Here is a 26,147-nt window from a genome sequence, read left to right as displayed (position 1 = left end):
ATGGATATAATACAATTCAGTTAATATTTGGTAAAATATTTATAATTGGAGGCGATTAACATGGAGGGTTTTTCATATTACTTAGATTTAAGTAACCCATATATTGGGACTAGTCAAGAACAGGTAAGAAATAAAAAGAACAAAAAGAACTGGGATTCATTAGTTTTGTATTTTTTACAGAGCGCGGATCTATTAATAGTAAAATATTGGCCAGGTGATGTATACGTATCAGAAGAGTTTCAAGTAAGTACGAAAGGTCAAAAGTTACTGGAACCGTATAAAATTTACGATAAATCGATTGAATTAGGAATGCGCTCTAGCTATTACAGGATACATAATAGTCTAAAGAGTATCATTTTAGAGACTAATTCCCAAGGGGTACCCACAAATATTTTTGACTTTCAATTATTACGAAACAATAAAGTATTAATGCATTCTTTAGATAATGGTTCTAGTCTATTTTTTAATGGGAATAAAAAAGATCTGGATTGTTTGTTGAAAAGTATAAACAAAAATGCTATATGTTCTCTGTCATAATAGATAAAGTAATTTGAATTTAATAGATTATTTGTGTTTTTGAGTAAGAATGAATGTTCTAATGGAGTATTCCTTTTATTATTAAATCGGTGTTTGGTTATGTATTAGAAGAAGATTCTATAATGATGACAGGAAGGGAAATTGCTTAAATCTATATGCCTGCCAACATTTTCAGTGAAGTATAGAGTATTATTTTGAAGAGTTTACATTAAGTCAAATATCGGTAATTACGGGAATTAATATTAATACTTTAAAATCTAGATTAAAAAATGTGAAAAGTATGTTTCATACTAAATCTAAAGGAGTTGATAAAAATGGAAAATAAAGTTCTGAAAAAATTGAAGAAGTCAATGATGAAAGCTGTTTTTATGAACAAAACATTTTCTGAAGGAAATAAAAAAGTAGTATTTACTTTAATTAGTATCCCAATATTGTTTATTATTCTTTTGTCAAATTTACCTTCTGATTATCAAATTTTTAATGGAAATAGTACATCTAAAGCTATTTTGGACAATTCTACCTTAGAAAAAATAAGTTACACTGATAAACAGCAAAATGATATGGTCCTATACTATAAATCTGATAATATGGATAGAATCAACATGAGATTCTTTAATCAAAAAATAATAATTGAAAACATCGACTCCGGCATGATTTCCAGAGGAGATATACTTTACTATAAAGAAAATGATGAATATCAAAGTTTAGGTCGTGTAGTAGGGTTACCCAACGAAACAGTCAAAATGGATAATGGTCAATTATTTATTAATAATAGACCTCTCGACACATTCTATGGAAAAGTTCATATCCTTGGTATGAATATTGAAGAATTCTTATCTTATGCTGATGAAAATGGTTATGAGTATAACTCAAGTAGTATTAAAGAGATATATGAAACAAATTTTGAAGATAAAGTAGTCTCAAATAATGAAGTATATGTAATAAGCGATAATTGGCATAGAGGTAACTCCGGCATAATAGATACTATAACTATCTTAGGAAGAGTAAAAGGAATATTAAAATAATCAAAATATAAAATTGGCTAATTAGCTAAATAGTAAGAGCTTTTTTGTAGAAAAATCCCAAAATAATAAATTGTAATATCAAAATATCGATAGTATAAATTACGTACTGAGGTTCACTTTAAGTTTTAAAAAATAATTAATGGTTTGAAAGTACAATACTATTACTTAATATTATGTGAATAATAGCACAGACTATAATATATAAGAAATTTTGGAGGACTATTTGTTATGGATGTAAATGACAAATATACAATTGTAGAATTAAAACTAAAAGTTTTGAATATCCTGGATTACCTAATTCATGACGAACTTTACACGAAGGTACATGCTGCAAAAGGATTAAAGAAACTAGTTGATTATCTAGATGATATGGATCAAGGTTTGTCAAGTAAACTTTTTGATGAATAAAAGCCTCAATATTATTATTTTCATGTAATAGCAAGAACTTAATAAAAATACACCGAATTATCATATTCAGGTGGTATTTTTTTATGGACACACAAAATACTACCAAATATTACAATAAATGTAATTATTTTTAATTGTGAATATTATTTAGGACGATACTTATTTTTCCTTAATTTTAGATCATAAATATCTGGTTTTATCAAACCGAAATATCATCAAGATTAAACGGGATGGATCCCTAAAACTTTTATAGAGAAGCAGAAAACTAAAATCCATGTTTATAATTACAGTTAAACGGCCTGGTCAATATTGGAGCAGTTTGAGTTGATGAAGTATCTTAATTTAGTTGCAATTCATCTCTCAAAGACAAGATGAAAAGCAACCAGCAACAGAACTTTTAAGTTAGAAGATTCTTATATGAGGAGGTGAAAGTATTATTAAATGTAATGGAATATCTTTAAACGAAAAGAGACAAAAGAGAAGGGAGTACTTAGTAAAATGGGGATGAAAACAACGAGAAAAAATTTTACTGAATGGGAAATAAAGAATTTTAATCAATCATTTTCTTTTGATGATGTTTGGGAGTTAGGAAAAGAAAAATATAGAATTGATACACAAGATTTAATAGGCATATATGTGTTTCAAAACATTGAATCTAATCGTTGTTTTGTAGGTCGCTCTAGTCATATTTTTGGTAGGTTAAAAAACCATGCTTTATCCATGAAATCTGGAAAACATAGTTACTCTGAAATAAACGAAGACTTTAAAAATTATGGAAAAAATAGTTTTGTATTAAAAATATTAACCTATTGTAATAACTCACAATTAATAAGTTTTGAAAAGAGTTGGCTCAAAACTTATAGCGATAAAGAGAAATTGTATAATCAAGATAAGTTAGATAATTGGGATACTGCAAAAGGAAGATGGATCAGAAAAAGATGGTAAAATTCATTCTTTAATTACCATATGTTCTCGTCTCTATTCTAAATTTGTTTGTCTAACGTTAGAAAGGATAAATAGGCCTTGATTGATAATTCTAGACATTATTGGCAAAAAAGCTGAATGCTCATTCAGCAAAAGGAGAAGCAAAAGATTTATTTTAACAAAGAGTTTGAAGTAGAAAAAGGATTAAATTTTCTATCAATCTATATATAAGTTCTACTATTATAAAACATTCCATTCTTTTGAAGAGGGATGTCTAATTTGGTATTTCAATTAATTGGAACTCTAAATATTCATTTTGCCTGTTGGAACAAATAATAATCTAGTGAGATATTTATTTAAGCTGCAATCTTGAATACTTTAACTTTAGTGAAAATGTTTATGGGGACCGTATTATATATTACATAAACAAATTTCTCTAATTGAGAAAAATCAAACGTTAGGTAGCAGCATGCTAAAGTGTTCCTTATTAGTGAACGCTTTTTTATAATTAATTAAGAAATCATTGATGTACATTTGGTTAATCGTATTATTTTTATTTTTTTCATATACAATAGGTTTTAGTTAAAAATTAAAGTAAGGTCTATCATAATGCATGTTTATATTAAAGAACAAGAATCATTGGCATTTTCAGACAAGATCTAAGTGTTTATTTTATAATAGTAATGACACAATATTCCTTTTTAGAATGTTAATACTTATTTAAAAAATAGAGTGCTTTTAAAAAAATGAAGCAAAATAATCTTTCTTCAGTTTAAGAAGATTTCTGGGAAAATGATGATGGAACCATACATAATAGATTTTTTTTTAAAATAAAAGTAACAGAAGATAAAGATGAGTGGGATTACAAACCAACTAGTGGAGGGGATGAAGATGGTCTGATATTCCGTTTCTTTTGGATATCATTAAAATATGAAATTGAATTAATAAGAGGTCATGCAGATTACTTCGATTACTTATTTAATTTATGAATTCTATATAATGCTAACTGAAATCACTACTTAATTTATTCAATATAAGGGCGCTTTAATGGAGCAATGAAAGCCTAATTTCTTCACTTTAAATTGAGAAATTAGGCTTTTTAATATTGAAAATTTCCTTAACGTTGTAAATCCGCATTTTCCTGACGCTACCCCTTTTTGTAGTTATCTAGAATTAGGTATGATATTATTACGTAAAATATGATTTTGACGTAATAATCTTTATTTATTAGGGGGAGCTTTACAATGAGTCAATCCAACAAGAATAACTTTATAAAAATGGATAAAATGTTAGCTGAATTACCTTGGTATGTTGAAGAATATATTGACCATAAGTCCAGGAGGCTTTCTTCAACATCATTATTAAACTACGTACATGACCTTAAAATCTTCTTTACCTGGCTCAATGATGAGCTGCTTCAAGAGCATCCTAAAATAATTGCTTTAGAAAATCTAGAAAAGCTTACAATTAGGCAAGTTGAATCGTATTTAAAATTCTTAGTTCATCAATTAGGTAACAAAGATGTAACTGTAAACCGAAAATTATCTTCCTTGAAATCTTTATTTAATTACCTTCAAAACACTGCTGAGACGGAAGATTTAAAGCCTTATATACAGCGTAATGTGATGGCTAAGATTGAGTTCAATGACTTAAAAAACGATCAAGAAACCATTGCAAACAAAATGGAAGGGAAAATTCTACAAGGGAAAGAATACAGTGAGTTCAGGTTGTTTATAGCACATGATTATGGTGAATTACACAAGGATAATAAGAAAAAATACAATTTCCATGTACAAAACCGGGAAAGAGATACTGCCATAATTTCATTAATTTTAGGGTCAGGTTTAAGGTTATCAGAAATAGCTAATCTGGATATTACTGATATCGATTTTAATAAAAGTACCTTAAGAGTTATTAGAAAAGGAAATAAAGAGCAATACGTTTATTTTAGTACACAGGCGATGAGTGATTTGCAAGCTTATATGGCCTTACGCGAAACTAAATACCATGTAGATAAGAAGAATAAGGCACTCTTTATATCGGCTGCTATGGGGCCAAGAGGGACTAATAGGAGGCTTACGCCTAGGGCAATAGAGAAACTGGTAGAGAAATATGCTATGGGTTTTGGGAAGCCAGCATTATCGGTACACAAACTAAGGCATTCTTTTGCTACTAAGTATCATTTAGAAGTTAATGATGTACCCAAATTAAGAAAGCAATTAGGGCATTCATCCGTACAAACAACCATGATTTATACACATCTTAAAGATACAGACCTAAAAGAAGCTGTCGAAAAAATGGATATCCCAGAAGAATAGCAACAAAAAAGTCACTTTCTTCATATAAAAGTGACTTTTTTGTTGTAAAATAACTCTTTTAAAGCTAATTTATCGAAATTGTTCAAACGGAAAAACGTCATAAGAATGACTTCAATTTGACGTTTTACTCGGAAAAGTGTCATAAGATTGTCTTCAATTTAGCGTTTTGCTCGGAATAACGTCTTAAGAATGTCTTCAATAAGGAATTCTTTAAAAAAATCATAATTTTTATCCTAATTTCCGAGATGTCATAAGATTGTCTTCAAAAAACACTGTATAAATATACAGAATTAGGGGATGTCATAACAATGTCTTCATTTTTGTCATAAGAATGTCTTCAACGGACACAAGTAGGGTATAGGAACTTATTAACGATTTAATTCTGAATTTAAAGTTTACATAATATATATTATCGGAAGTAATTAAAAATAATCTATTTCAGTCTCATTTGATAAGTATACTTAAAGTTTTGAGACGAAATAGATCAAATGTATGAAATAGTGATAATTTCACGCTAAAGCTTGTTTTAGTTTATTTTGAGTTGTTTTGATTTTAAATACGTGTTCTTTTTCAATTTCACCGGTTGATATTTGAATCTCTAGTTCGTTAATTTTATGATCGATTTGCCCGCGGAAATTTTTCACTTCTTTATATAGATCTTGTTGAAATTTCACTGTTTGTACGCCAAATCTTTCTGCTTCTGTATATAATTCTTCTACCATTTCCAAATCATTGGTAACTTGCTGGAAATATTGATCGAAGGTTTCTACAGATTGTTCATGTATGAGTTGTTCCCAAAAATCATCAAATAACGAATTAAAATCAATCACAACTTCCTTTAAAAATTGTTCGTATATCATATAAGTTGAACCTCCATTTTTATGGCTATTATTTTCATATAATGATACATCTATGTATCGGGAATGTCTTTTTTTGAGATTTGTTCATCTCAGTTTGACAATTTTTAGTTGTCTCTCTGTCTGATTAAAAGTGCTTTTCTCCTACGAATCGAATATAATAGATATACATAGTTATATTTAACCATATATTCAAACATACGTAACCGTATTGAAAGAAAGGAGTATTTTATGACACGTAATCATGCATGGATGGCATTACGTGCAGTTCTTTTCATTATTGCTGTAATTGTTATTGCTTGGTTAGTTTTAAAAACATTCTCGATCACCTATCCATTCTGGTTTGCTGCGTTATTTGCTTGGTTTTTACAACCATTTGTTCGTTTTTTGCAAGAGAAGCTTCGTTTTTCTTCAGGTTTTGCTAGTTTATTTGGATTATTAGGTGGCGTCCTTATTATAAGTAGTATTATAACAGGTATTGTATTTCTACTTATTTATAGCTTCAGGAACTTCTTTATGCAATTTCCAGAATGGATTGAAATGGCGGCCGTTAGCTTCCAAAATTTCTTTAACACGGTTATTTTCCCTTTTTGGCAAGAAGCACTTGGTATATTTAACAGCTTCAGCATGGAGGAACAAGAGGCTCTAAAACAGAGTATTTTACAGATGGGTGCACAACTTGGAACAGCATTAGGTCAATTAGGACAAGGTATTGTTGATCGCTTTACACACCTGTTACTCGGCCTACCTACCTTCTTTGTTGCATTCTTATTCTTTCTTTTAAGTATTTATTTTATGGGTAAAAGCTGGAGTCAATATCAACGTTTCTTTAAGAAAACGATTCCTTATAAGATTCGCTTACGAGCAAAGGATTTTAATGCAGCCATTAAAAATCGATTATTTGGCTTCATCCGTGCACAAGTTATTATTATGGCTGTGACTACTGTTATTGTTATGATTGGATTAACGATATTAGGTGTTGATTATGTACTTACATTATCGATCGTTATAGGTATAGCCGAACTCCTCCCTTATTTAGGTACAGGAACCATTTTAATTCCATGGTTTATCTACTTATTTATTGCAGGAGATGTCAGCTTAGGGATTGGTCTCGCCGTTTTATATGCGATTATTGTAATTGTGAGACAGCTACTCGAGCCTAAAGTCTTATCAAGCTCTTTAGATTTAAATCCTGTTGCCGTCTTAATTTCTTTCTTTGCAGGATTACAATTATTTGGTGCGATTGGTTTATTTATCGGACCCGTTATCTTAGTATTAATCATAATTTTGCATGATATTAAGGTTACACATGATATTGGAAGATTTATTAGAGATGGATTTTCAAGTTAAAATAAAAAACGTAGCATGAGAAAAACTCATTGCTACGTTTTTTCAGATACAATCACACCTTTTCAACAATGAATCATTTTCGCTAATTGTAACAGCTCTTTTTTAGAGCGACAATACAATCCATGCTATTGCCCATGATGTAATCGGAAAAATAATATTCCAGGATGATATCGATGAAATAGAAAAAGCTCCATAGTAGATGAAACCCGTCGTTAACTCAATGAAAATATTAACTAATAGGGTTACTATCGGTGCTCAAATGACCTTTTTAACGAGAAGTGATAGTAAAACACCAAATTCAAATACTAACAAATAATTAAGTTTACATAATATAATTATAGGATACCTATTCTCTATCCATTCTTTCATAAGGAAATTCTACATTTGTACCATCCTTTAGAACAACGGTCGGGTGTTTGGCGTTGAATTCTTCAGATATGATGTTGGTTATAATCCTTTCATCTAACACTTCTAGCTCAATTGTTTTATTTGAATCTTTACTTGAGTAGAAAATAATTTTCTCTACCGTTGAGCCATCTACTATCGCAATGATGGCAAGTTCGTCATTTTCTATAGGAACCGCTGACCAATCCATATAAAATTCTTCCGTGTAATTCCTAACCCCACTAACTTGTGTTCTTTTATCCCACAAGAAGCGTTCCTTTACTAAGTGAGGAAATAAATAGTCATCTCCTGGTTCGGAGGCGAACAACTCCCAATTATAGCCTGGTGTTACTTCCTTTGCGTAAACAGGTCCATCTTTTAATGAGTCAATAACGATGATGGCCGATAAAATAAAGCAAAAGGCAATAGTACTATAGACGACTTTTTTCAACTTTATCCCCCCCTCTTTCTTATATATTCTATGATAGGCGATTAATCCCTTCATCAATTATAAAAACCAGTGAGCACCTATACTCACTGGCTTTCATCTGTTATTTATTCTTTTTCCTCTTCATATACCGTTTTAACGGCTCCGTCCTTTGCTATATCTAAAATAAAGGAACCATTACTATAACGATCACTGTTACGGTATGAAGATGCTATGACCTCTTCTGTAATCCCTTTTTCTGTAACAACGGTGAATGGATCCGTAGCATTCATAACACGTTTGCAGCCGATTAAGCGGTGTGGATTTGATTTCAGTTCTCTCAGCATGACTAAGCCACGTTTAGCACGAGAGGATTTATCAAATTCCGAAATTGACATACGTTTTACCGCCCCACGATGCGTAAAGACAATAAATTCAACCTTTTCATCAAGGGTAAATATGGATGCATCGACAACATAATCATCTGCTTTTAAGTTAATTCCTTTTACACCTGATGCTCTTTGTCCTACAAGAGTCACTTCTTCTTCACTGAACCAAAGCCCGTAGCCTTGATGTGTAGCTAGGAATAATTCTCCTGTTCCTTTTGTTCTCATCACCGTTATTAATTCATCATCAGCTTTAAGTTTGAGTGCCATAAGAGGTTTTGAATAACGTTGAGCCTGATAGAGAGCTAGCTGTGTCCGTTTGACCATTCCGTGCTTTGTCACAAATAGTAACGACTCTTCTTCTTGATCAAATGAACGTACACACATCGCTTCAATCACTTCATCATCCCGGTCAATGCTGACGATATTGGCAATATGTTGGCCATTATCCTTCCAGCGTATATCTGGAAGCTGATGAACAGGAATATACAAATAATTCCCTTGTTTTGTGAAAAGTAATAACGTGTCAGTCGTATTCATCTCAAGCTTTGAGAGTAAACGATCGCCCTCTTTCATTCCAGGATTTTCACCATTTGAGGCGGTATATGAACGAATACTCGTACGTTTGACATAGCCTTCTTCTGTTACAGAAACCATCACGTCTTCAGAGGCAATTAATACTTCCATATTAATTTTAAGGTCCTCAATTTTATGCTCAATAACAGTACGACGTGCATCTGAGAACTGCTTTTTGACAGCTAATAACTCTTTTTTAATGACATTTATTAACTTCTTTTCACTTGCTAATATCGCTTCTAACTCATGAATACGACGTTCTAGCTCCGCGGCTTCTTCTTCAAGTGTCGTGATGTCTGTATTTGTTAAACGATAAAGCTGTAAGGTTACGATCGCTTCAGCCTGTGCATCTGTGAATTGGTATTTCTCAATTAGATTCGTTTTGGCATCTTTTTTATCTTTAGAAGCACGGATTGTGGCAATGACATCATCTAAAATAGAGATGGCCCGGATTAAGCCTTGGACAATATGATGTCGTTCTTTTGCTTTAACTAAATCATAAGTAACTCGTTTTGTTAATACGGACTTCTGGTGGTCAATATAAGCTTGAATAAGTGGTTGTAAACCCATTAATTTAGGTGTTTTGTTATGGATGGCCACCATATTAAAGTTATAGGTCACTTGGAGGTCCGTATTTTTTAATAAGAAATGTAAAATCGCGTTCGCATCTGCCTCTTTTTTTAACTCAACAACGATACGAAGACCAGTTCGATCGGTATCATCACGAACTTCTGCGATTCCATCGACTTTTTTATCGAAACGAAGTTCATCCATCTTTTTGACGAGGTTAGCTTTGACGACTTCGTAAGGGATTTCTGTGATAACAATTTGTTGTCGTCCGCCACGAACTTCCTCAACCTCTGATTTAGCACGAACAACGATTTTTCCTTTACCTGTTTGATAAGCTTGTTTAATACCTTCAATGCCTTGTACAGTACCGCCTGTAGGGAAATCAGGTCCTTGTATAACTGTCATTAAGTCCTCTAACGTCGTTTGAGGTTTCTCCATTTGCATAATGACGCCATCAATAATTTCGCCTAGATGATGAGGTGGGATATCTGTTGCGTAACCAGCTGAAATACCGGTAGAACCATTAACTAACAGGTTTGGGAACATGGCCGGTAAAACAACAGGCTCCATTTCCGAATCATCAAAGTTAGGAATATATTCGACGGTCTCTTTATCGATATCCTTTAAGAGCATCGATGCAATTTTAGATAAGCGTGCCTCTGTATATCTCATCGCCGCAGGTGGATCACCGTCAATTGAACCGTTATTACCATGCATATCAACTAATAACTGTCTAACCTTCCAATCCTGACTCATTCGAATCATCGCATCATAGACGGATGAATCTCCATGGGGATGGTAGTTACCGATAACATTACCAACAGTTTTAGCGGATTTACGGAAAGGCTTATCAGCCGTGTTACCATCCTTAAACATCGCGTACAAAATTCTACGTTGTACCGGCTTCAATCCATCTCGTGCATCTGGTAAGGCACGTTCTTGAATAATATATTTACTATAACGACCAAAGCGATCACCAATTACTTCTTCTAAGGGTAGATCTAAGTAACGTTCTGTTTGTGACATCGCTTATTCCCCCTCTTCAACAATCGCTAAATTTTCATTTTCTAAAATGTTTGTTTCCTCTTCAAGACCGAATGCAACATGAGATTCTATCCACTTTCTTCGCGGCTCTACTTTATCTCCCATTAATGTTGTCACTCGTTTTTCAGCACGAGCCGCATCATCAATCTTTACACGAATAAGCGTTCTAGTTTCGGGATCCATCGTCGTTTCCCATAGTTGTGTAGCGTTCATCTCTCCAAGTCCTTTATAACGCTGCAACATATAGCCGCGTCCAACCTTCTTAATCGAATCTTGTAGACCTCTTTCATCCCAAGCATAATCAACGATCTCTTTTTTTCCGGAACCTCGACTTACTTTATATAAAGGCGGTAAGGCAATATAGACTTTCCCTGCTTCAATAAGTGGTTTCATATAGCGATAGAAAAAAGTAAGTAATAGTACTTGAATATGGGCTCCATCTGTATCGGCATCAGTCATAATAACAACTTTATCATAATTGACATCTTCTAAAGTGAAATCTGCACCGACTCCAGCACCAATGGTATGAATGATCGTTCTAATTTCTTCATTTTTCATAATATCATCAATTTTGGCTTTTTCCGTGTTAATTACTTTTCCTCGTAACGGTAAAACCGCTTGAAATTTACGATCTCTTCCTTGTTTGGCAGAGCCTCCTGCTGAATCACCCTCTACAAGATATAATTCATTTCTTTGTGGATTTTTCGATTGTGCCGGAGTCAATTTTCCGCTTAATAACACATCACGACGTTTATTCTTTTTGCCATTGCGTGCATCTTCGCGGGCTTTCCTTGCTGCTTCACGAGCTTGAGCAGCTTTTACTGCTTTCTTTATTAATTGTGAGGCGATATCTGGGTTTTCTTCGAGAAAATACGAAAGCTTCTCTGCGATCAGACTATCTACAGCCGAGCGTGCTTCAGGTGTACCTAATTTACTCTTGGTTTGCCCTTCGAATTGGAGCATGGCTTCTGGTACTCGGATAGAGATAATCGCTGTAAATCCTTCACGAATATCTGAACCATCTAAATTCTTGTCTTTGTCTTTGAGCAGTTTCACTTTCCGTGCATATTCATTGACAATTCTAGTCATCGCCGCCTTAGCACCTAGCTCATGTGTTCCACCGTCTTTTGTACGGACATTATTAACAAACGAAAGGACATTTTCCGTGTAACCGTCATTAAATTGAAAAGCAAACTCTGTTTCAATTTGGTTGTGCTCCCCATTAAAATAAACAACCGGCAATAATGTCTCTTTATCCTCATTAAGATAATCAACAAAAGCTTGAATACCCGTATCATATACAAAGGATTCTGAGGAAGTTTCCCCCCGTAGATCGACAATTTCAATCTTAATACCTTTAAGTAAAAAAGCAGCTTCGCGCAATCGTTCAGTTAGTGTTTCTAAATTATATGTAGTCGTACTAAACATACTTCGGTCCGGTTTGAAATGAACAACGGTTCCTGAGCGACGTGTATTCCCCATTACTTCTAACGTCGTGACAGGTTTACCGCCATTTTCGAAGCGTTGCTTATAGCGCTTACCATCACGCATGATTTCAACCACTAACCATTCAGATAGAGCATTTACAACAGAGGCCCCTACACCGTGTAAACCACCACTTGTTGCATACCCACCTTGTCCGAATTTTCCACCAGCGTGTAATATGGTGAAAATCACCTCAGGAGTTGGCTTGCCAAGCTTATGCATACCAGTTGGCATACCTCTTCCTTCATCCGAAACGGAAATACTGTTATCAGGATGAATGGTAACATTTATGTATGAACCATAACCTGCTAATGCTTCATCAACAGCGTTATCGACGATTTCATAAACTAAATGATGCAGACCCCGTGCATCTGTACTACCTATATACATCCCTGGTCTTTTTCGAACTGCCTCTAAACCTTCTAACACCTGAATGGAATCATCATTATATTCCAATTGCTTCTTATTTGCCACTATGATAGAAACTCCTTTCAACCGGTTACTCCTCATAATATATCCACTGCTATTAGTATTGCACGGTCTCTTTTTATTTTCGTCAAGTCATGCCATTTAGAGTATTCTTCCACATAAATGCTAGAGAAGAATCTGAACAGAATTAGATGAATAAAACACCTCTTCAGTAAAGGAAGAGGTGTGAAGCCATTTCCTATTTGAATTTGGCATGCTCCACTTTAATGCAACGATTCATAATCGTAACAATTCCGTGTTCCTCCAATAATTCTGCTGCCTCTTCATCATAAACATCTAGTTGAGTCCAGAAAACTTTTGGTTTTAAATCGACGGCTTCTTTAGCCAAATCATAAACAAATTCACTTCTTCTGAAGATATTTACTATATCGACATCTTCTTTAATATCTTTTAGTGAAGCATAACATTTTTCACCTAATACCTCGGTCGCCATAGGGTTAACAGGGATAATCGTATAACCAGCAGCTTGCATCGCTTCTGTAACCATATAGGAGGTTCTTTCAGGTTTATCAGATAACCCTACGACTGCAATCGTTTTACTTGTATGTAAAATTTCTTTAATCTTTTGATCAGAAGGGTTTGTAAATGACATGTTAGTGACTCCTTTTTCGATTTGTTTTTTTAGCGTACCGCTTTTTTTCATTTGATGCAACTTTTATATGGAAATGCGAACATAGAGCGTTACTCGTCGCTACCGAAAATCATGGTCCATGTCCTGTGGGGTGGCGCTGAGCTAATCGGCTATGCCGCTGGATCTCAGCTCTACCACTACGTCCCACGGGAGTCTCCGCATGTTTTCGCCCGCTGGGTTACTACAAATTCTCAAGTTCACAAACCAATCTTACATTTTTTACATTGAAAAGAACGAAACCAAATTGAACGAAAAGCCAACAGTTAAAAGCTAAACCATACTTTCATCTTTGTTGGTGGCGAAGTGAATGTGGCTTCGCCTGAGCGTATTATATGGAAGGTAATCTTAATTCCTTATTCGTGATAAGTAGAATAGATCCCTTCTTCTCTCCGTAATAATTAGTAAGGCTTTAGACGCATTGTTAAAATCTTCCCTCATTTATCATAAAGTAAACAGAATAAACGTGCAAGTCACGAACGGAACTTACGTTCGTGTAAGTGTGTTAGATAAGAAAATTTAAAGTGTGTTTTTGTAAATGAATGGGTATAGACGCTTAAAGGAGGAATGTTATGAAGCAACGATATATCATCGTAACAGGTGCCAATACTGGTATGGGATTAGCGACGACGATAGAACTAGCAAAAAGAGGCTACTACTTAATCATGGCATGTCGCAATCTGTCAAAAGGAGAAGAAGCTAAGAGGATAGCGATTCAAGAAAGTGGCTCAAGCTTGATAGAATGTCTCCGTTGTGATTTGAGTTCTCTCTCGAGCATTGAACAATTTGCTCTAGACGTAACAGAGCGTTATCCGTATTTGAATGGATTAATAAATAATGCTGGTGTTGTAACCATTAAGAAAGAAAAAACATCAGAAGGATTCGAAATGATGTTAGGTGTTAATCATCTTGGTCACTATTACTTAACACGTTTACTTCTTCCTCACTTAGAAAAAGCGGATGAAGCCCGAATTATCAACGTGTCATCAGGTGCTTACAAAACAGGAAATCTAGATTTAAATGATCCTTTTTTCGAGAATCGCTCTTTTAATGTTGCAAAAGGATATGCTCAATCTAAATTAGCTAACTTATTGTTCACGAAACAGCTAGTAAAAGAAGTTAACGGAACAAATGTTTGTGTTTTTAGTTTACACCCTGGTGCAGTTTCAACGAGTCTAGGTGTTAACCGTGAAACTGGTTTTGGTCAATTCATTCATCGACTTTTAAAGCCCTTTTTTCTTACACCTGCACAAGGTGCTGAAACCGCGATCTTTTTAGCCACTGAAGGAACTATCCGTGCAGATAATGGCTCCTTTTTTTATAAAAAGAAACAGAAAACATTAAATCACAAACAAATAACAGATGAACGTGCATCTGCCTTGTGGCAATGGAGTGAAAAGCAGGTTCATGTAGAGAATAATAGTTAAAAACAGATGTCCTTGAAGACGTCTGTTTTTTTGCATGAGATGACCCTTTTTATTACGACATTGAAAGTAAATTCAAAATTAACGTTCCATGAAATAACTATTTCACAGAACGTTAATTTTGCGTTAAAATAGAGTTGAGGTGAACAAGATGTCGATATTTGCAAAAATTAATCAAAAAAATTTAGCGTTAATCAACCCGTCTAAAGACGTTAATACATCGTTACAAACGTTTCGAAAAATAGACAACCTTCCCCCTTTTATCCATGAATATTTGCTTAGTAAGTTATCACTCGGATATTCTAAACATACATTGCAGCGTTATATCTATGATTTCCTCGCTTTCTTTCAATTTATTGAGCGAGTTACGGCCGAAGAGAACTTTCAAACTGAGAAAATTACTTTAGCAGACTTCCTAGAGCTAGAAAAGGATGGTATCGAGCATTATATTCGGTATTTATCTTTAGAGCTCGAAAATGAAGCAACAACGGTTAATCGTAAAGTCTCTGCCCTGCAGTCATTGTTCCAATTTTTAGTTCAGCGTGGTGATACGGCTGTTAACCCGGTATTATCTGTACAACGACCGAAAATAGGTAAAACAGAGCCAGTTTACTTAACAAATGTTGAGTTGAAAACGTTGCTCATTTGGTTAAAGCAGCGTCCGAATCATTCAAAAAGAAAAGCTTATTATGAAGATAAGTTAAAAGAGCGCGATTTTATTGTTTTTTACTTACTTATATCAACCGGCTTACGTATTTCTGAACTAGCTCATTTATCCATGAAACAAATTGACTTTCATCAGCAACAACTGAAGATTAAAGGAAAAGGTAATAAAGAAAGGTCCATCCCCCTATCGGGAGCAACTGTTCAGTTTATGCAAACTTATATAAAGTCCTTACCAAGTAAAAACCGCCCTCAAGCAGCCGGTGATTTATTTTTACTCGGTTATGATTTCACGAAAAAAACATATGTCAACGGAGTTTCTATTAGTGCCCTACAAAAAATGCTAAAGAGAACATTAGATGAAGCCAAGCATTCTCTTTCGTTTTTATCTTTTAAACAAATTAGTGCTCATAAACTAAGGCATAGCTTTGCAACTGAATTGGTCGCAAATGGAACAGATGTTCTTACTGTGCAAAGTTTATTAGGTCATGAATCGGTATCAACGACTCAAGTCTATGCCCATGTCCAGCAACAAGCACGCCAAAAAGCAATCGACTCATTGCGTTTTGAAGAGGGGAAAATAATTGATAATGAAATGAATCAGTTGAAGAGCGAATGAAAAGGTTGGCCATATAGTCATTCATTATTATGGGGTTGGTTAGAAAGTTATGAGAGATGTGCTTGGATTGGGAAAATAATCGACCATTTAGTTTTAACGAGCTGGAGGGAAAGATACTTTGTAATGAATCAATCAGTAGAAAACTTGGTTGGACCATAACTACTCTTACTAATTGGATTGACAACTTCCTTCGCTCTCTATACTTTAAGAAAGCGATTACAAATTAGGGCTTCACAAGCTTTTAAATTACTATATAATAGAATCGTGAGGGGTGATTTTATGGAAATAGATGTAGTCATCAACATGCCAATTGAAAACCATGAAGTACCTGATTTAAGAGAAAAAATCGGTTGGGGCCGCCGCGATTCGGATTACCCTGCTCTTTTCGAACGCTGCAACTTTTGGGCAGGAGTCCGTAATGAGGAAGGTCAATTAATTGCGTTTGGATACATATGTGGAATGGGCCTTGAGCATGGTTATTTAGAAGATATTATGGTGTCTCCACACTATCAAAATCGGGGTATTGGCGTTTTGCTTGTTCAAGCACTTATTGAAGAAGCCAAGCAATTTGGCTTACTCATTTTAACCGTTACATTTGGATCTGGTAATGAGAATTTTTATCGCGTCGCTGGTTTTAACGCCAGTAGTGGTGGAGAGCTATACTTATCCTAATATGTTAAACAGACACAGCTATGGAAAGGCTGTGTCTTATTTTATTTTAGTCATAGCTTTTACCTATTATTCTACTGATGTTAATTCACTTTCCGTAACCCATTTGTGATTAGTAATGTCACTTCCATCGGTGGCTGACTTAAAATCAACCATATACACAGTTGTTTGTTGTACAGAATCAATTTCTGCCGACGCACCTTGCATTCCTTCCATATGAGAAGCGACTAAGAGCACTTCATCCCCTATTCCAAAAGGATTCTCAGTAACCGTATCCAATTCTTCATGGATAACCCATTCATGATTTTCTACCCTTTCACTACCATCAGTAGGATTGTAGGAAACGGCATACACCGTCGTATCATAGGCACCTACAATGGTTACCTCGACACCGTTCATCTGAGCCATATGCCCCTCTTCGATAAATGCCTTATCGCCCACTTCATATGTAGGACTTTCAGCATTTTTTAAGGTGTCTGACACTTCACCCGAGCTAGAATGATCCATATGAGAGTGATCCATCTCCGAATGGTCCATGCCCGTATCGCCACTGTGCTCCACTTGGTTTTCGTCATTAGAGCATGCGGTTAATGAAAATATGACTCCTGCTGTCATTAAGCCTATTGCTACCTTTGTTCTGATTGACATATATGTGTATTCCTCCTATGTAAGCTTGCTATCACTTAAATTTGTTGTTAGCTGTACTTTATTAATTTACCATACCCCTGTAGAGTATAACAAGTGTTTTATTTCTCCCTTCCCTTTTATAAGTGATTCAACTGACAGAGTCCTGTTCAAACATCTGCTAAAAAGACAATTACACTTTTTCGTTAATTGTTGCAGGAATTTGTTAATAGTGGTGAGAATCTAGGGAATTATGTGTAACGTTTTTTCGGTTAATACGACTAATAGGTAAATGGACAAAGGAGGCGGATATGTGGATGCATCAAATACAGAAGAACAGTTACTTTCTATTTATCGGGAGCATTACTTAGACGTTTACCGTTTTATTATTTCATTTACTCATACACAAGATGAAGCCGAGGATTTGACCCAAGAAGTGTTTGTTCGAGCAGTCCGCTCTTATAAACAATTTAAAAAGAAATCGCAAATTAAAACGTGGCTATTTAGTATCGCTAAAAATGTGGCCATTGACCATGTAAGAAAAGCATCAAGAAAAAGACAGTTACAACATGTGCTACTTTATTTTTCACAGCAAAAGTCAACGAGAATCGAAGAAGAGATAGAAAAAAAGGAAGAATTTGAATCCATACAAAAAGAACTAATGAAATTAAAAAAGACGTATCGTATGGTTGTAATTCTAAGAGTTATCCATCAATTTTCTGTTAGGGAAACGGCAGAAATTATGAATTGGTCTGAAACAAAAGTGAAGGTTACTTACCATCGAGCTATCCAGAAATTGAAAGAACAGTTACTTTTAAAAACAGAACTGGAGGTGTGGAGCAAATGAACGATTCGGATGATAAGATAATCAAAAAATTATTAGATCAAGAATATGAAGAAATTACACCACGAGCTGAATTCATCAGATCATTAGATCGAACTTTATCTACGCAACTTAAACAACGTAAAAAAACGACACTATATGTGCCTGCCCTTGCATCACTTGGCTCAATCCTAATCATTTTTTTACTTAGTATTTCTTTTATAAATCATAATCAAGCGAATTCAGCAACCAGTAATGAAAGAGTTCTCATTTATACGACTCATTTTACTGAAGCCTATATCCATAGTCATGAAGGTGAGAAAACCGAACATAACACAAGGAATATTTCCTTAGTGGCCAATTACTTATCTGAGCAATTAAACGACTTATCCATTTCTACTATTCATGAAAAAACGAATGCACTACAAATAACTGAGCAGCAAAACGTAGACTTTTCATATGCTTATGAAGTAATGAGGCCGATTCTTAAAGAACTTGTGACTTCGAATAAACATATTGATGTTGTGATTGATTTACATCGTGATTCAGCTGAGCGTATAGCAACGACAACGAGTATTGAAGGAAAAGAAGCTGCCAGGTTAATGTTTATCATTGAAGATTCACATGACGATGCTCAATCAAACTTAAGATTTGCAAAAGAGTTACATGACCGTATTGAAACCATTTATCCTGGACTTTCTAGGGGTGTCATAAGTAAAAAGAGTTTTCAAGGTCATGTAAAACATTATAACCAAGACTTACATGGTCAAGCGATTTTACTTGAGGTTGGTGGGGATGAGAATACGATAGAGGAAGCCAACTATACAATCGATCTATTTGCACCCATTGTTGCTGAGTACCTTAAGGAACAATAGTGACTAGTCAACGTTTCATAGTAAGAGCCTTCGAAAAGAAAGGGGCTCCTCCCCTTTCTTTTCATCCTTCTGGAATACCCTCATATATGAGATATTCTTCATCTTGCTCTACGAATAAAATATCTAGGGTGTCTGATTTGAAGATTTTTGTACCTGGTGGAAGTTTAGTTGCAGAAACGGTATCTATGTGATTCTCAAAATGATAGTCAGATTCTATTTTTGCTATTTCTTCAAGGTCTTTAGGTGTCTCTATAGATTCTGTGCGTGAAAAAACAAAGACAATATCATTATAAAATATAAAATCAGCATCAGTGTTTTCCGCAAGCTGCTCATTGGCAATGATTTGACCAGTTGTTGTCACGACTATATTACTTGAATCATGACGACAACCAATTAATAATCCTATCATTAGAAAAGTGATTAAAATTGATTTTAACATAGCTTCTAGCCTCCTTGTTCCCCATTTGGATAGCAGTTCTTTTATTCTAATATGTAAAAGTTCTATATGTGAATTCATTGTCCTCCCCACATTTATCATTTTTCATAAAAAAACACCACTACGGGAGTGATGTTTTTTAAGTGAGCATAATCATATTATAGTTGATATAGTCTCGTGTATTTTTCCGTTAAATAGTTAACTAATGGCTGTGGATCAATTCCTCCGCCTGTAATATCTTTAATAATCTCTTCTGGCTTTTTCAATCCGCCATATTTATGCACCTTATCAGTTAACCATTCACGAATTTCGGTATGGTTACCATTTAATAATAAATCATCATAGTGTGGAATATCCTTCACGATGACTTCTTTCATCTGAGCGGCATAAATGTAACCTAATGCATAGGAAGGAAAATAACCGAAAGAACCCATGGACCAGTGGACATCTTGTAATACACCCTCTCCATCATGAGATGGTCTGATACCTAAATATTCTTCCATTTTGTTATTCCATGCTTCCGGTAAGTCACGAACTTCTAATTCTCCTGCAATTAGCGCTTTTTCAAGCTCATAACGTAAAATGATGTGTAAGCAATACGTTAGTTCATCCGCTTCAATGCGAATTAACGATGGCTTTGCTTCATTAACTGCAAAATAAAAATCTTCATTTGACACATCATCAAATTGACCGTTTGAGTGCTTTTTAATTAATGGATAGTTTCTTTCCATAAATTTTTCGTTTTGACCGATGAATTTTTCTGTAAATAGAGACTGTGATTCATGAATCCCCATGGAAGTTCCTCCACATAATGGAGTTCCAATTAAGTCCTCGGAAATATTTTGCTCATAAATAGCATGCCCCGCTTCATGGATCGTACCGTATAAAGAAACTCGGAAATCATTTTCATTATATTTCGTTGTGACGCGAACATCTCCAGGGTTTAAGCCCATTGCAAATGGATGAACAGTCTCATCGATACGTCCTGCCTCAAAGTCATAACCTAAGACTTTTAAAATTTCAATACTTAATTCACGTTGATTTGCTTTTGGAAAATGCTCAAAAAGGAAATCGGTTTTTGGCTTATGAGCGGATTCTGTCACACCTTTTACTAATGGAATTAACTTTTCCTTTAACTCGCCAAATACTTGGTCAAGAGTATCAACAAAAACACCAGGCTCATAATCATCTAATAATGTATTATATGGATGCCCTTCAAAGCCACGGTATTGAACAAATTTACGTTGGAATTCTACCGTTTTTTCTAAATAAGGCTGGAATAAAGAGAAATCCCCTTTTTCCTTCGCCTCTTCCCATGCATTTTCTGACTTAGAACGTAAAATTATAAACTCCTTATATTCTTCCGCAGGAATTTTCATATTCTTATCGTAATTTTTCTGCATTTTATCTAAGCTTTTTTGAGTAATTTCAGATAAGCCTTCTAGTACTTCTGGAGATTGTAGTGACTCTAAATAGGCTTTTAATTCGTCTGAGGTAGACATCTGAAATAGCTCCGAAGATAAGGTTCCAATGACCTCGGCACGTTGAATCATACCCTTTTTAGGGGCACCTGTACGAGAATCCCACCCTAATAATGCAACGGCCTGACGGTAATTATTCATTCGCTTTAAAAACTGCAAAAATTCAATTTCTGTTTTTGTTTGTGTTGTTTCCATATGTATCGTTCCTTTCAAACATAATTTATCCCACCTTCATTTATTTCGACACTCGAACTGAATATCCTCTATCTTCATATAATTTTTTTCAAGAAAGTTAAAGCATGTTACAATGAATCTTAGAGTAGGAGGAGAGAAAATGAAACTTACAATTACAGAAGCAGCTGCTCGTTTATATATAAAAGAAATGGATTTACAAAAAGGAGATTGTCTGCGATTTTTTGTTCGTATTGGTGGTGTAGGATCAGGCGGATTTTCGATAGGAGTCATGTTCGATTCACCTACTGAAAGAGCCTATATCATCAAACAAGACGGTGTTATCTTTTTTGTTGAAGAGGACGACTTTTGGTACTTAAATGGCATGGAGATTCATTATGATGAGGATTTAGGTTTTTTACAAATTCAAAGTCCTAGCTTTGAAAATATTGATCATCCAGAAGAGAAAAGCAAGCAAGACGCGAATTAAATCGTGTCTTGCTTGCTTTTTTGAGACTTAGAGAAGTTGCATGGTCGTAATACAAGTTGGGTCATCTTGGTTCGTTGTAATGACTTCTTCAGCACTTTTACCGTCATGGGTTATCGTTACTTTGAATGTCTCGTTTCTAGGAAGCCATAAGTCGATAAAGCCATTCTTCATGGATTCCATCGTCTCATCGACAACCAATTCACCATCCATATTTTCTATTTTGAGTTGAAAAGATTCCTCCACAAGTTCACCTTGACACCCAGTTAAACTATGGTTTCTACATGGATGCGTTTCATTCACGTAAGGGGCGATCGATATGAAAAAGTCTTCGTTTGTAATATCATAAGTAGTTTCACTATCATCTAACTCCGAGATAATCAATAAATCTGAAGTAATAGAAGCTGACTCGGCTTCTGCTGTTTTTAAGCTATAGGATTGTACAACTTGTTTAATATCTATCTCACGATCACTTGTGCTCGTATTGTTTCCACAAGCTACTAAAACGCTTAGTAATAAAATAAAGCAAACGAACGTTCTTAACTTCATAGGTAAGACACTTCCCTCTCTTTTTGCCTTTAGTATACCATACAGTGTATATGTAAATTCATACGTCATGAAACTGTCATTTACTTTTCACATAGGTATATTATGTTGTAAGGCAGTGCAAACAAAGTGAGTGGCTCGATCGCTACTGAAAAAATACTCAGCACGCCACCAACAAAGATAAAAGTAGTGGCGACAGCTTAAACAGTTGGCCCTTCATACAACTCCATCACCATCAGGAGTCCGCACGACCAAAAAGGGAGCAGTATCCTGTTAAGGTCATAATCGCCAGATGGATGACCAGATAACTTCAAGGCACAAACTATCATCCCTAAGTAACTTCCATACAAAAAAGCTCTTACTCCTTTAATCGAAGTAAGAGCTCAGAAGAAGCCTCTATTAATAATCCATTGGTCGTATTTTGGAATCTAGCTGCTTTCATAAATTGCTCATTAGCATAAGTTAAGGCACCATCGAGCGTGTATCTCTGTCTATCATCCAAGTATGAATGGCCCTCTTGGAGCTTTTCTTTGGCCGCTTGAATAGCAAATTGTACTTTTACTAAGTCCTCATTCGTTTGTTCATAAGAAAATCTTGTCTTCATTCTTAGGTCTCCTCCATTAATCTTTGAAAATCAATTGTTATACTAGCATATGCTATTGGAAAGGAGATTATACCTAAAAAGTTTACATAATATAATTATTGTTTCTTAAGGTTCGAATCCTGCTTGACTAATGAATACTTGCTCTTTAGTAAATATCTGAATAAATCTATCATAAACTCGCTCGATAGCATCGGTATCATACCAATCTTTTAATTGAAGCTCGCTGTATTTATTTTCTATACCTAGCCGCTTCGTCCGCTTACCTCCACTACCATCCCCTATAAAATAGTCATCAAGGCAAACTCGAGAAACAAGTGGTTTTAATTGTTTAGCAAATTGCTCTCCACTAGGTAAAACAGGAGCTATTGCAACCTGAGTAGGAATGCCGGCCTCCTTCAAATGCTGTAATGCCTTGATACGTTCCTGAATAGAGTGTTTCCGAATCGTTTCTGAGCCTGTTTCAATGGTTAGACGAACTCGGACCTTAGGATTCTAGTTCTGATTGTAATTCCCAGCTTATCGTTGCCTTTTGCGTTTCTATTTCTGAACATGATAAGAATACAATGAACAGAAAAAGTAGTAGAACTTTTTTTATTGATTCTGCACCCTAGTCTTCATTTTTGATAAGAAGCTCTCTTAAGGCATTCGTCGCTTGTTCGTCTAGTATATAGGCGCTATCGTCATTAGCTAAATCAACGACCAACCCTTCGTCCCCAGATTCCCCTATATTTAAGTGGTATGTGTTGCTCTCTCCATTTGGCTTTTTCATTTTAATAAGTAGTTCAGGACTATAATTAATGATCCCATCTAATCTTTCCGCAGAATCGATCATTACTTTTAAATCTGAAACTGATGCAGCGTCTTGTAACTGGTCTTTGTAGAGATTACTACCTGTGTTGGTTACGTTTTTAATTGAAACTTGAGTTGCAATTTCCTCTTCATCCACGAAGGCATTGCCATCGATCGCATCAACTTTAACCACAAATTCTCCTGTCTCATGTGTATCAAGACTTACTTGCCAACGTTGTTTGTCTTCGTGATAACTTGCTTCCTTCCGAATTGTAATGTAGTCAACCATATCCCTATTTTCAACTCCTAATGAAAGAGCATATTCATAGGCAATTTGAACAGCTTCCTGTTCTGAAATAGTCGCATCTGTTAGTCGTTTTGGTTCAATAATTTTTACACCTTTAGAAAAAGCTTGGTAAGGGTATGATTCCATTAGGGCGTCGATCTTCACTGCAACACGATCGCCTACTTCTACATGTTCATCAAATTGACTTACCGACACTAAACCATTTTTGAAATCACTCAGCATCACGCTGTCTTCATTAACACTCAATATATACCCTTCTAACTCCCAATTCGCTGAATTTGGTAAACTTCCTGCTTGATTACAAGAGATTAAAAATGAAATTAATAATAACCAATAAAGTTGTTTCCACATCGTATACACCCCTTAGTTTACATAATATAATTATGGTTATAATAAAATAAAACCTCTCATGAAAGTGAGAGGTTTCTCTAGGTTCTATTCACTTACTTTTGGTGGTCTTGGACCGAAGAATTGATAGAAATCTGTTTTGATATTACCGTTATAAAGTTTTCTCTTTTTAGAAGCCTTTTTGCCGTAAAGTTGTTCAAAATCCTCATTGGAAGTTAACATATATACGGACCATGTATCGAATTTAGCGAATTGCTCACCCATTTCACGATACATGTGCTCGACCTGCTCTTTCTCACCGAGACGCTCCCCATAAGGTGGATTTCCGACAATCACCCCATAGTCACTTCTATGACTAAAATCCTTTACTTGCATTTGTTTAAACTTAATTAGGTCACCAAATCCAGCTTCAATCGCATTATTGGCTGCTAATTCAACACTACGGTGATCGATATCTGTACCTGTAATGTCAATGGGTTCATCATATTTTGCTAAGTCCTCTACTTCTTCCCTAGCTTGATTCCAAATACTTTTATCGATCCAGCTCCAATTTTCAGCAGCGAAATCACGATTAAATCCTGGTGCAATATTTTGGCCAATCATCGCGGCTTCAATTGGAATGGTGCCAGAACCACAAAATGGGTCAACAAAAGGACGAGATGAATTCCATGTTGTTAACATCACCATAGCTGCTGCCATCGTTTCTTTTAATGGAGCTTGGTTATGCAAAGAGCGATATCCTCTCTTATGTAAGCCAATACCACTTGCATCTAATGTAAGTGTAGCTACATCTTTATGAAGAGCTACCTCAATCCGATATAAAGCCCCTGTTTCCTGAAACCACGTTGTTTTATATGTCTTTTTCATGCTATCAACGACGGCTTTTTTGACAATCGCTTGACAATCAGACACACTAAATAACTTGGATTTAACGGAACGACCAATTACAGGAAATTCAGCATCCACCGGTATATAATCAGACCATGTAATGGCTTTTGTTTTTTCAAAGAGCTCATCAAAGGTAAAAGCTTTAAATTCTCCGACTTTTACTTTGATTCGGTCAGCCGTACGAATCCACAGATTGGCACGGGCGATCGCTGAAACATCAGCTGTAAATAGCACCTTTCCATTCTCAACTTGAACATCTTCATAACCTAAACTTTTCACTTCTCTAGCAACTAAGGCTTCTAATCCCATTGTTGCTGTTGCAATTAATGTCACTTTCTTCATAAAACGCTCCTTCAATCCGAACTTTTAGTCTCGCCTTATTATAAGCGTTATTGAACGTACATACAACCATTCGTATACCGGAGCACTTGTATAACGTTTTCAGTGAAAACATAGTTACAAAAAATAAAAAAAGCCCATAGGGCCTAATCACTCTTTATACAATTTTTCTCGTAAATCGATGCCCAAGTTGAAAATGAGCAATCACTAAAAAGACAATATGAATGCCTAATAATAATAACGTGACAACTACAGCTTGTTTATTGGAGAGAACATCACCATGATAATTATGAAGTAGCGTTAAATGAACGGGAACATAAATGAAAGTAATACTCAGTACAGACCCAGTTAGTATTCTAAAGAGAAATTCTCTTCCAATACCAATATAAAATAAGCCCGGTATAAAAATAATCATTGAAAAAAGGAGATAACCTATCGATAAAAGTCCATTTTCAAATAGGAATTGCCCTGTGATTAAATGACTGAGCAATGCGAATCCATATACGAAAAAGGCACCCCATGCAATTAATAATAGTAGTATCATATTTTTTTCCTTGAACATACCGCTCCCTCTTTTCTAATAAAAGGTTACAGGCTACTAACAAGCCTCTCCCTTATACGTATGAGAGCAGTTCGCTTTTTATTT

26 protein-coding genes are annotated in these 26,147 nt (G+C 35.0%); 12 read left to right on the top strand and 14 right to left on the bottom strand.

Translation table 11 applies throughout. The features are described from left to right. Nucleotides 1–60: 60 nt before the first annotated feature. The 5 genes from PQ479_RS02305 to xerS all read left to right on the top strand — a co-directional run bounded on the left by PQ479_RS02305 (nucleotide 61) and on the right by xerS (nucleotide 5,212). Nucleotides 61–537 (top strand): hypothetical protein, encoded by a 477-nt coding sequence (locus PQ479_RS02305; protein WP_047989206.1) that lies wholly within the window; start codon nucleotides 61–63, stop codon nucleotides 535–537. Nucleotides 538–851: 314 nt separating this feature from the next. Continuing rightward, nucleotides 852–1,562, top strand: coding sequence for a S26 family signal peptidase (locus PQ479_RS02300; protein ID WP_047989207.1), 711 nt, complete (start codon nucleotides 852–854; stop codon nucleotides 1,560–1,562). 228 nt (nucleotides 1,563–1,790) lie between these two features. Further along, on the top strand, nucleotides 1,791–1,970 hold the full coding sequence (locus tag PQ479_RS02295) for a hypothetical protein (RefSeq protein WP_047989208.1): 180 nt from the start codon (nucleotides 1,791–1,793) through the stop codon (nucleotides 1,968–1,970). A 498-nt stretch (nucleotides 1,971–2,468) separates the two neighbouring features. Beyond that, nucleotides 2,469–2,915, top strand: a complete 447-nt coding sequence (locus tag PQ479_RS02290) for a GIY-YIG nuclease family protein (protein WP_047989209.1) — start codon at nucleotides 2,469–2,471, stop codon at nucleotides 2,913–2,915. Nucleotides 2,916–4,138: 1,223 nt separating this feature from the next. Next, nucleotides 4,139–5,212 carry a tyrosine recombinase XerS gene (xerS, locus tag PQ479_RS02285; protein WP_047989210.1) on the top strand — a complete coding sequence of 358 codons (1,074 nt, stop codon included), beginning with the start codon at nucleotides 4,139–4,141 and terminating at the stop codon, nucleotides 5,210–5,212. Between the two features lie 509 nt (nucleotides 5,213–5,721). Here xerS and PQ479_RS02280 read toward each other — a convergent pair. Next, a complete protein-coding gene (locus tag PQ479_RS02280) occupies nucleotides 5,722–6,072 on the bottom strand; it encodes a hypothetical protein (RefSeq protein WP_047989211.1) in 351 nt (116 codons plus the stop codon). A 228-nt stretch (nucleotides 6,073–6,300) separates the two neighbouring features. Between PQ479_RS02280 and ytvI the strand changes: the two genes are divergently transcribed. Continuing rightward, the gene (ytvI, locus tag PQ479_RS02275; RefSeq protein WP_047989212.1) at nucleotides 6,301–7,419 is read left to right on the top strand and encodes a sporulation integral membrane protein YtvI; all 1,119 of its coding nucleotides are present in this window, start codon (nucleotides 6,301–6,303) and stop codon (nucleotides 7,417–7,419) included. A 346-nt stretch (nucleotides 7,420–7,765) separates the two neighbouring features. On the opposite strand, the gene PQ479_RS02270 is transcribed toward ytvI, so the two are convergent. The 4 genes from PQ479_RS02270 to PQ479_RS02255 form a co-directional block, all read right to left on the bottom strand. Continuing rightward, complete coding sequence (locus tag PQ479_RS02270) at nucleotides 7,766–8,254, bottom strand: hypothetical protein (protein ID WP_047989213.1); 489 nt, start codon at nucleotides 8,252–8,254, stop codon at nucleotides 7,766–7,768. 104 nt (nucleotides 8,255–8,358) lie between these two features. Beyond that, nucleotides 8,359–10,788 carry a DNA topoisomerase IV subunit A gene (gene parC / locus PQ479_RS02265; protein WP_047989214.1) on the bottom strand — a complete coding sequence of 810 codons (2,430 nt, stop codon included), beginning with the start codon at nucleotides 10,786–10,788 and terminating at the stop codon, nucleotides 8,359–8,361. Between the two features lie 3 nt (nucleotides 10,789–10,791). Then, nucleotides 10,792–12,765 (bottom strand): DNA topoisomerase IV subunit B, encoded by a 1,974-nt coding sequence (parE, locus tag PQ479_RS02260; RefSeq protein WP_273716738.1) that lies wholly within the window; start codon nucleotides 12,763–12,765, stop codon nucleotides 10,792–10,794. Nucleotides 12,766–12,958: 193 nt separating this feature from the next. Further along, the gene (locus tag PQ479_RS02255) at nucleotides 12,959–13,372 is read right to left on the bottom strand and encodes a CoA-binding protein (RefSeq protein ID WP_047989216.1); all 414 of its coding nucleotides are present in this window, start codon (nucleotides 13,370–13,372) and stop codon (nucleotides 12,959–12,961) included. Nucleotides 13,373–13,980: 608 nt separating this feature from the next. Between PQ479_RS02255 and PQ479_RS02250 the strand changes: the two genes are divergently transcribed. From PQ479_RS02250 to PQ479_RS02240, 3 genes are all read left to right on the top strand, one after another. Beyond that, on the top strand, nucleotides 13,981–14,835 hold the full coding sequence (locus PQ479_RS02250) for an SDR family oxidoreductase (protein ID WP_047989217.1): 855 nt from the start codon (nucleotides 13,981–13,983) through the stop codon (nucleotides 14,833–14,835). Between the two features lie 148 nt (nucleotides 14,836–14,983). Continuing rightward, nucleotides 14,984–16,114 carry a tyrosine-type recombinase/integrase gene (locus PQ479_RS02245; RefSeq protein WP_047989218.1) on the top strand — a complete coding sequence of 377 codons (1,131 nt, stop codon included), beginning with the start codon at nucleotides 14,984–14,986 and terminating at the stop codon, nucleotides 16,112–16,114. Between the two features lie 279 nt (nucleotides 16,115–16,393). After that, on the top strand, nucleotides 16,394–16,786 hold the full coding sequence (locus PQ479_RS02240; RefSeq protein WP_047989219.1) for a GNAT family N-acetyltransferase: 393 nt from the start codon (nucleotides 16,394–16,396) through the stop codon (nucleotides 16,784–16,786). 66 nt (nucleotides 16,787–16,852) lie between these two features. On the opposite strand, the gene PQ479_RS02235 is transcribed toward PQ479_RS02240, so the two are convergent. Further along, nucleotides 16,853–17,431, bottom strand: coding sequence for a YdhK family protein (locus PQ479_RS02235; protein ID WP_053070422.1), 579 nt, complete (start codon nucleotides 17,429–17,431; stop codon nucleotides 16,853–16,855). Nucleotides 17,432–17,720: 289 nt separating this feature from the next. On the opposite strand from PQ479_RS02235, the gene PQ479_RS02230 reads away from it, so the two are divergent. Together PQ479_RS02230 and spoIIP are read left to right on the top strand one after the other, a co-directional pair. Then, complete coding sequence (locus PQ479_RS02230) at nucleotides 17,721–18,254, top strand: RNA polymerase sigma factor (RefSeq protein ID WP_053070423.1); 534 nt, start codon at nucleotides 17,721–17,723, stop codon at nucleotides 18,252–18,254. After that, nucleotides 18,251–19,105 (top strand): stage II sporulation protein P, encoded by an 855-nt coding sequence (spoIIP, locus tag PQ479_RS02225; protein WP_053070424.1) that lies wholly within the window; start codon nucleotides 18,251–18,253, stop codon nucleotides 19,103–19,105. The genes PQ479_RS02230 and spoIIP overlap by 4 nt, the downstream gene beginning before the upstream one ends. 61 nt (nucleotides 19,106–19,166) lie before the next feature. Here spoIIP and PQ479_RS02220 read toward each other — a convergent pair whose 3' ends face one another. Both PQ479_RS02220 and PQ479_RS02215 read right to left on the bottom strand, forming a co-directional pair. Beyond that, entirely contained in the window at nucleotides 19,167–19,544 is a 378-nt protein-coding gene (locus PQ479_RS02220) for a hypothetical protein (protein ID WP_047989221.1), read from the bottom strand. Between the two features lie 155 nt (nucleotides 19,545–19,699). Beyond that, on the bottom strand, nucleotides 19,700–21,217 hold the full coding sequence (locus PQ479_RS02215; protein ID WP_047989604.1) for a carboxypeptidase M32: 1,518 nt from the start codon (nucleotides 21,215–21,217) through the stop codon (nucleotides 19,700–19,702). A 139-nt stretch (nucleotides 21,218–21,356) separates the two neighbouring features. Between PQ479_RS02215 and PQ479_RS02210 the strand changes: the two genes are divergently transcribed. Continuing rightward, nucleotides 21,357–21,683: a HesB/YadR/YfhF family protein gene (locus PQ479_RS02210; protein WP_047989222.1), complete on the top strand. Its 327-nt coding sequence runs from the start codon at nucleotides 21,357–21,359 to the stop codon at nucleotides 21,681–21,683. A 27-nt stretch (nucleotides 21,684–21,710) separates the two neighbouring features. On the opposite strand, the gene PQ479_RS02205 is transcribed toward PQ479_RS02210, so the two are convergent. The 6 genes from PQ479_RS02205 to PQ479_RS02180 form a co-directional block, all read right to left on the bottom strand. Then, nucleotides 21,711–22,229, bottom strand: coding sequence for a CueP family metal-binding protein (locus PQ479_RS02205; protein WP_047989223.1), 519 nt, complete (start codon nucleotides 22,227–22,229; stop codon nucleotides 21,711–21,713). Between the two features lie 355 nt (nucleotides 22,230–22,584). Further along, the gene (locus PQ479_RS02200; protein ID WP_047989224.1) at nucleotides 22,585–22,830 is read right to left on the bottom strand and encodes a hypothetical protein; all 246 of its coding nucleotides are present in this window, start codon (nucleotides 22,828–22,830) and stop codon (nucleotides 22,585–22,587) included. Between the two features lie 105 nt (nucleotides 22,831–22,935). Then, nucleotides 22,936–23,229 (bottom strand): hypothetical protein, encoded by a 294-nt coding sequence (locus PQ479_RS02195; RefSeq protein ID WP_053070425.1) that lies wholly within the window; start codon nucleotides 23,227–23,229, stop codon nucleotides 22,936–22,938. Between the two features lie 208 nt (nucleotides 23,230–23,437). Beyond that, nucleotides 23,438–24,277 (bottom strand): YhfM domain-containing protein, encoded by an 840-nt coding sequence (locus tag PQ479_RS02190; RefSeq protein WP_047989225.1) that lies wholly within the window; start codon nucleotides 24,275–24,277, stop codon nucleotides 23,438–23,440. 84 nt (nucleotides 24,278–24,361) lie between these two features. After that, nucleotides 24,362–25,504: a THUMP domain-containing class I SAM-dependent RNA methyltransferase gene (locus tag PQ479_RS02185; protein WP_047989226.1), complete on the bottom strand. Its 1,143-nt coding sequence runs from the start codon at nucleotides 25,502–25,504 to the stop codon at nucleotides 24,362–24,364. A gap of 154 nt (nucleotides 25,505–25,658) precedes the next feature. Continuing rightward, on the bottom strand, nucleotides 25,659–26,063 hold the full coding sequence (locus PQ479_RS02180) for a hypothetical protein (RefSeq protein WP_047989227.1): 405 nt from the start codon (nucleotides 26,061–26,063) through the stop codon (nucleotides 25,659–25,661). Between the last annotated feature and the right edge of the window lie 84 nt (nucleotides 26,064–26,147).

The organism is Alkalihalobacillus pseudalcaliphilus, assembly GCF_028610675.1.
Lineage (GTDB): Bacteria > Bacillota > Bacilli > Bacillales > Bacillaceae_D > Alkalihalobacillus > Alkalihalobacillus pseudalcaliphilus.
The sequence above is the reverse complement of the archived record's forward strand: the minus strand, read 5'-3'. Positions and strand labels throughout refer to the sequence as shown.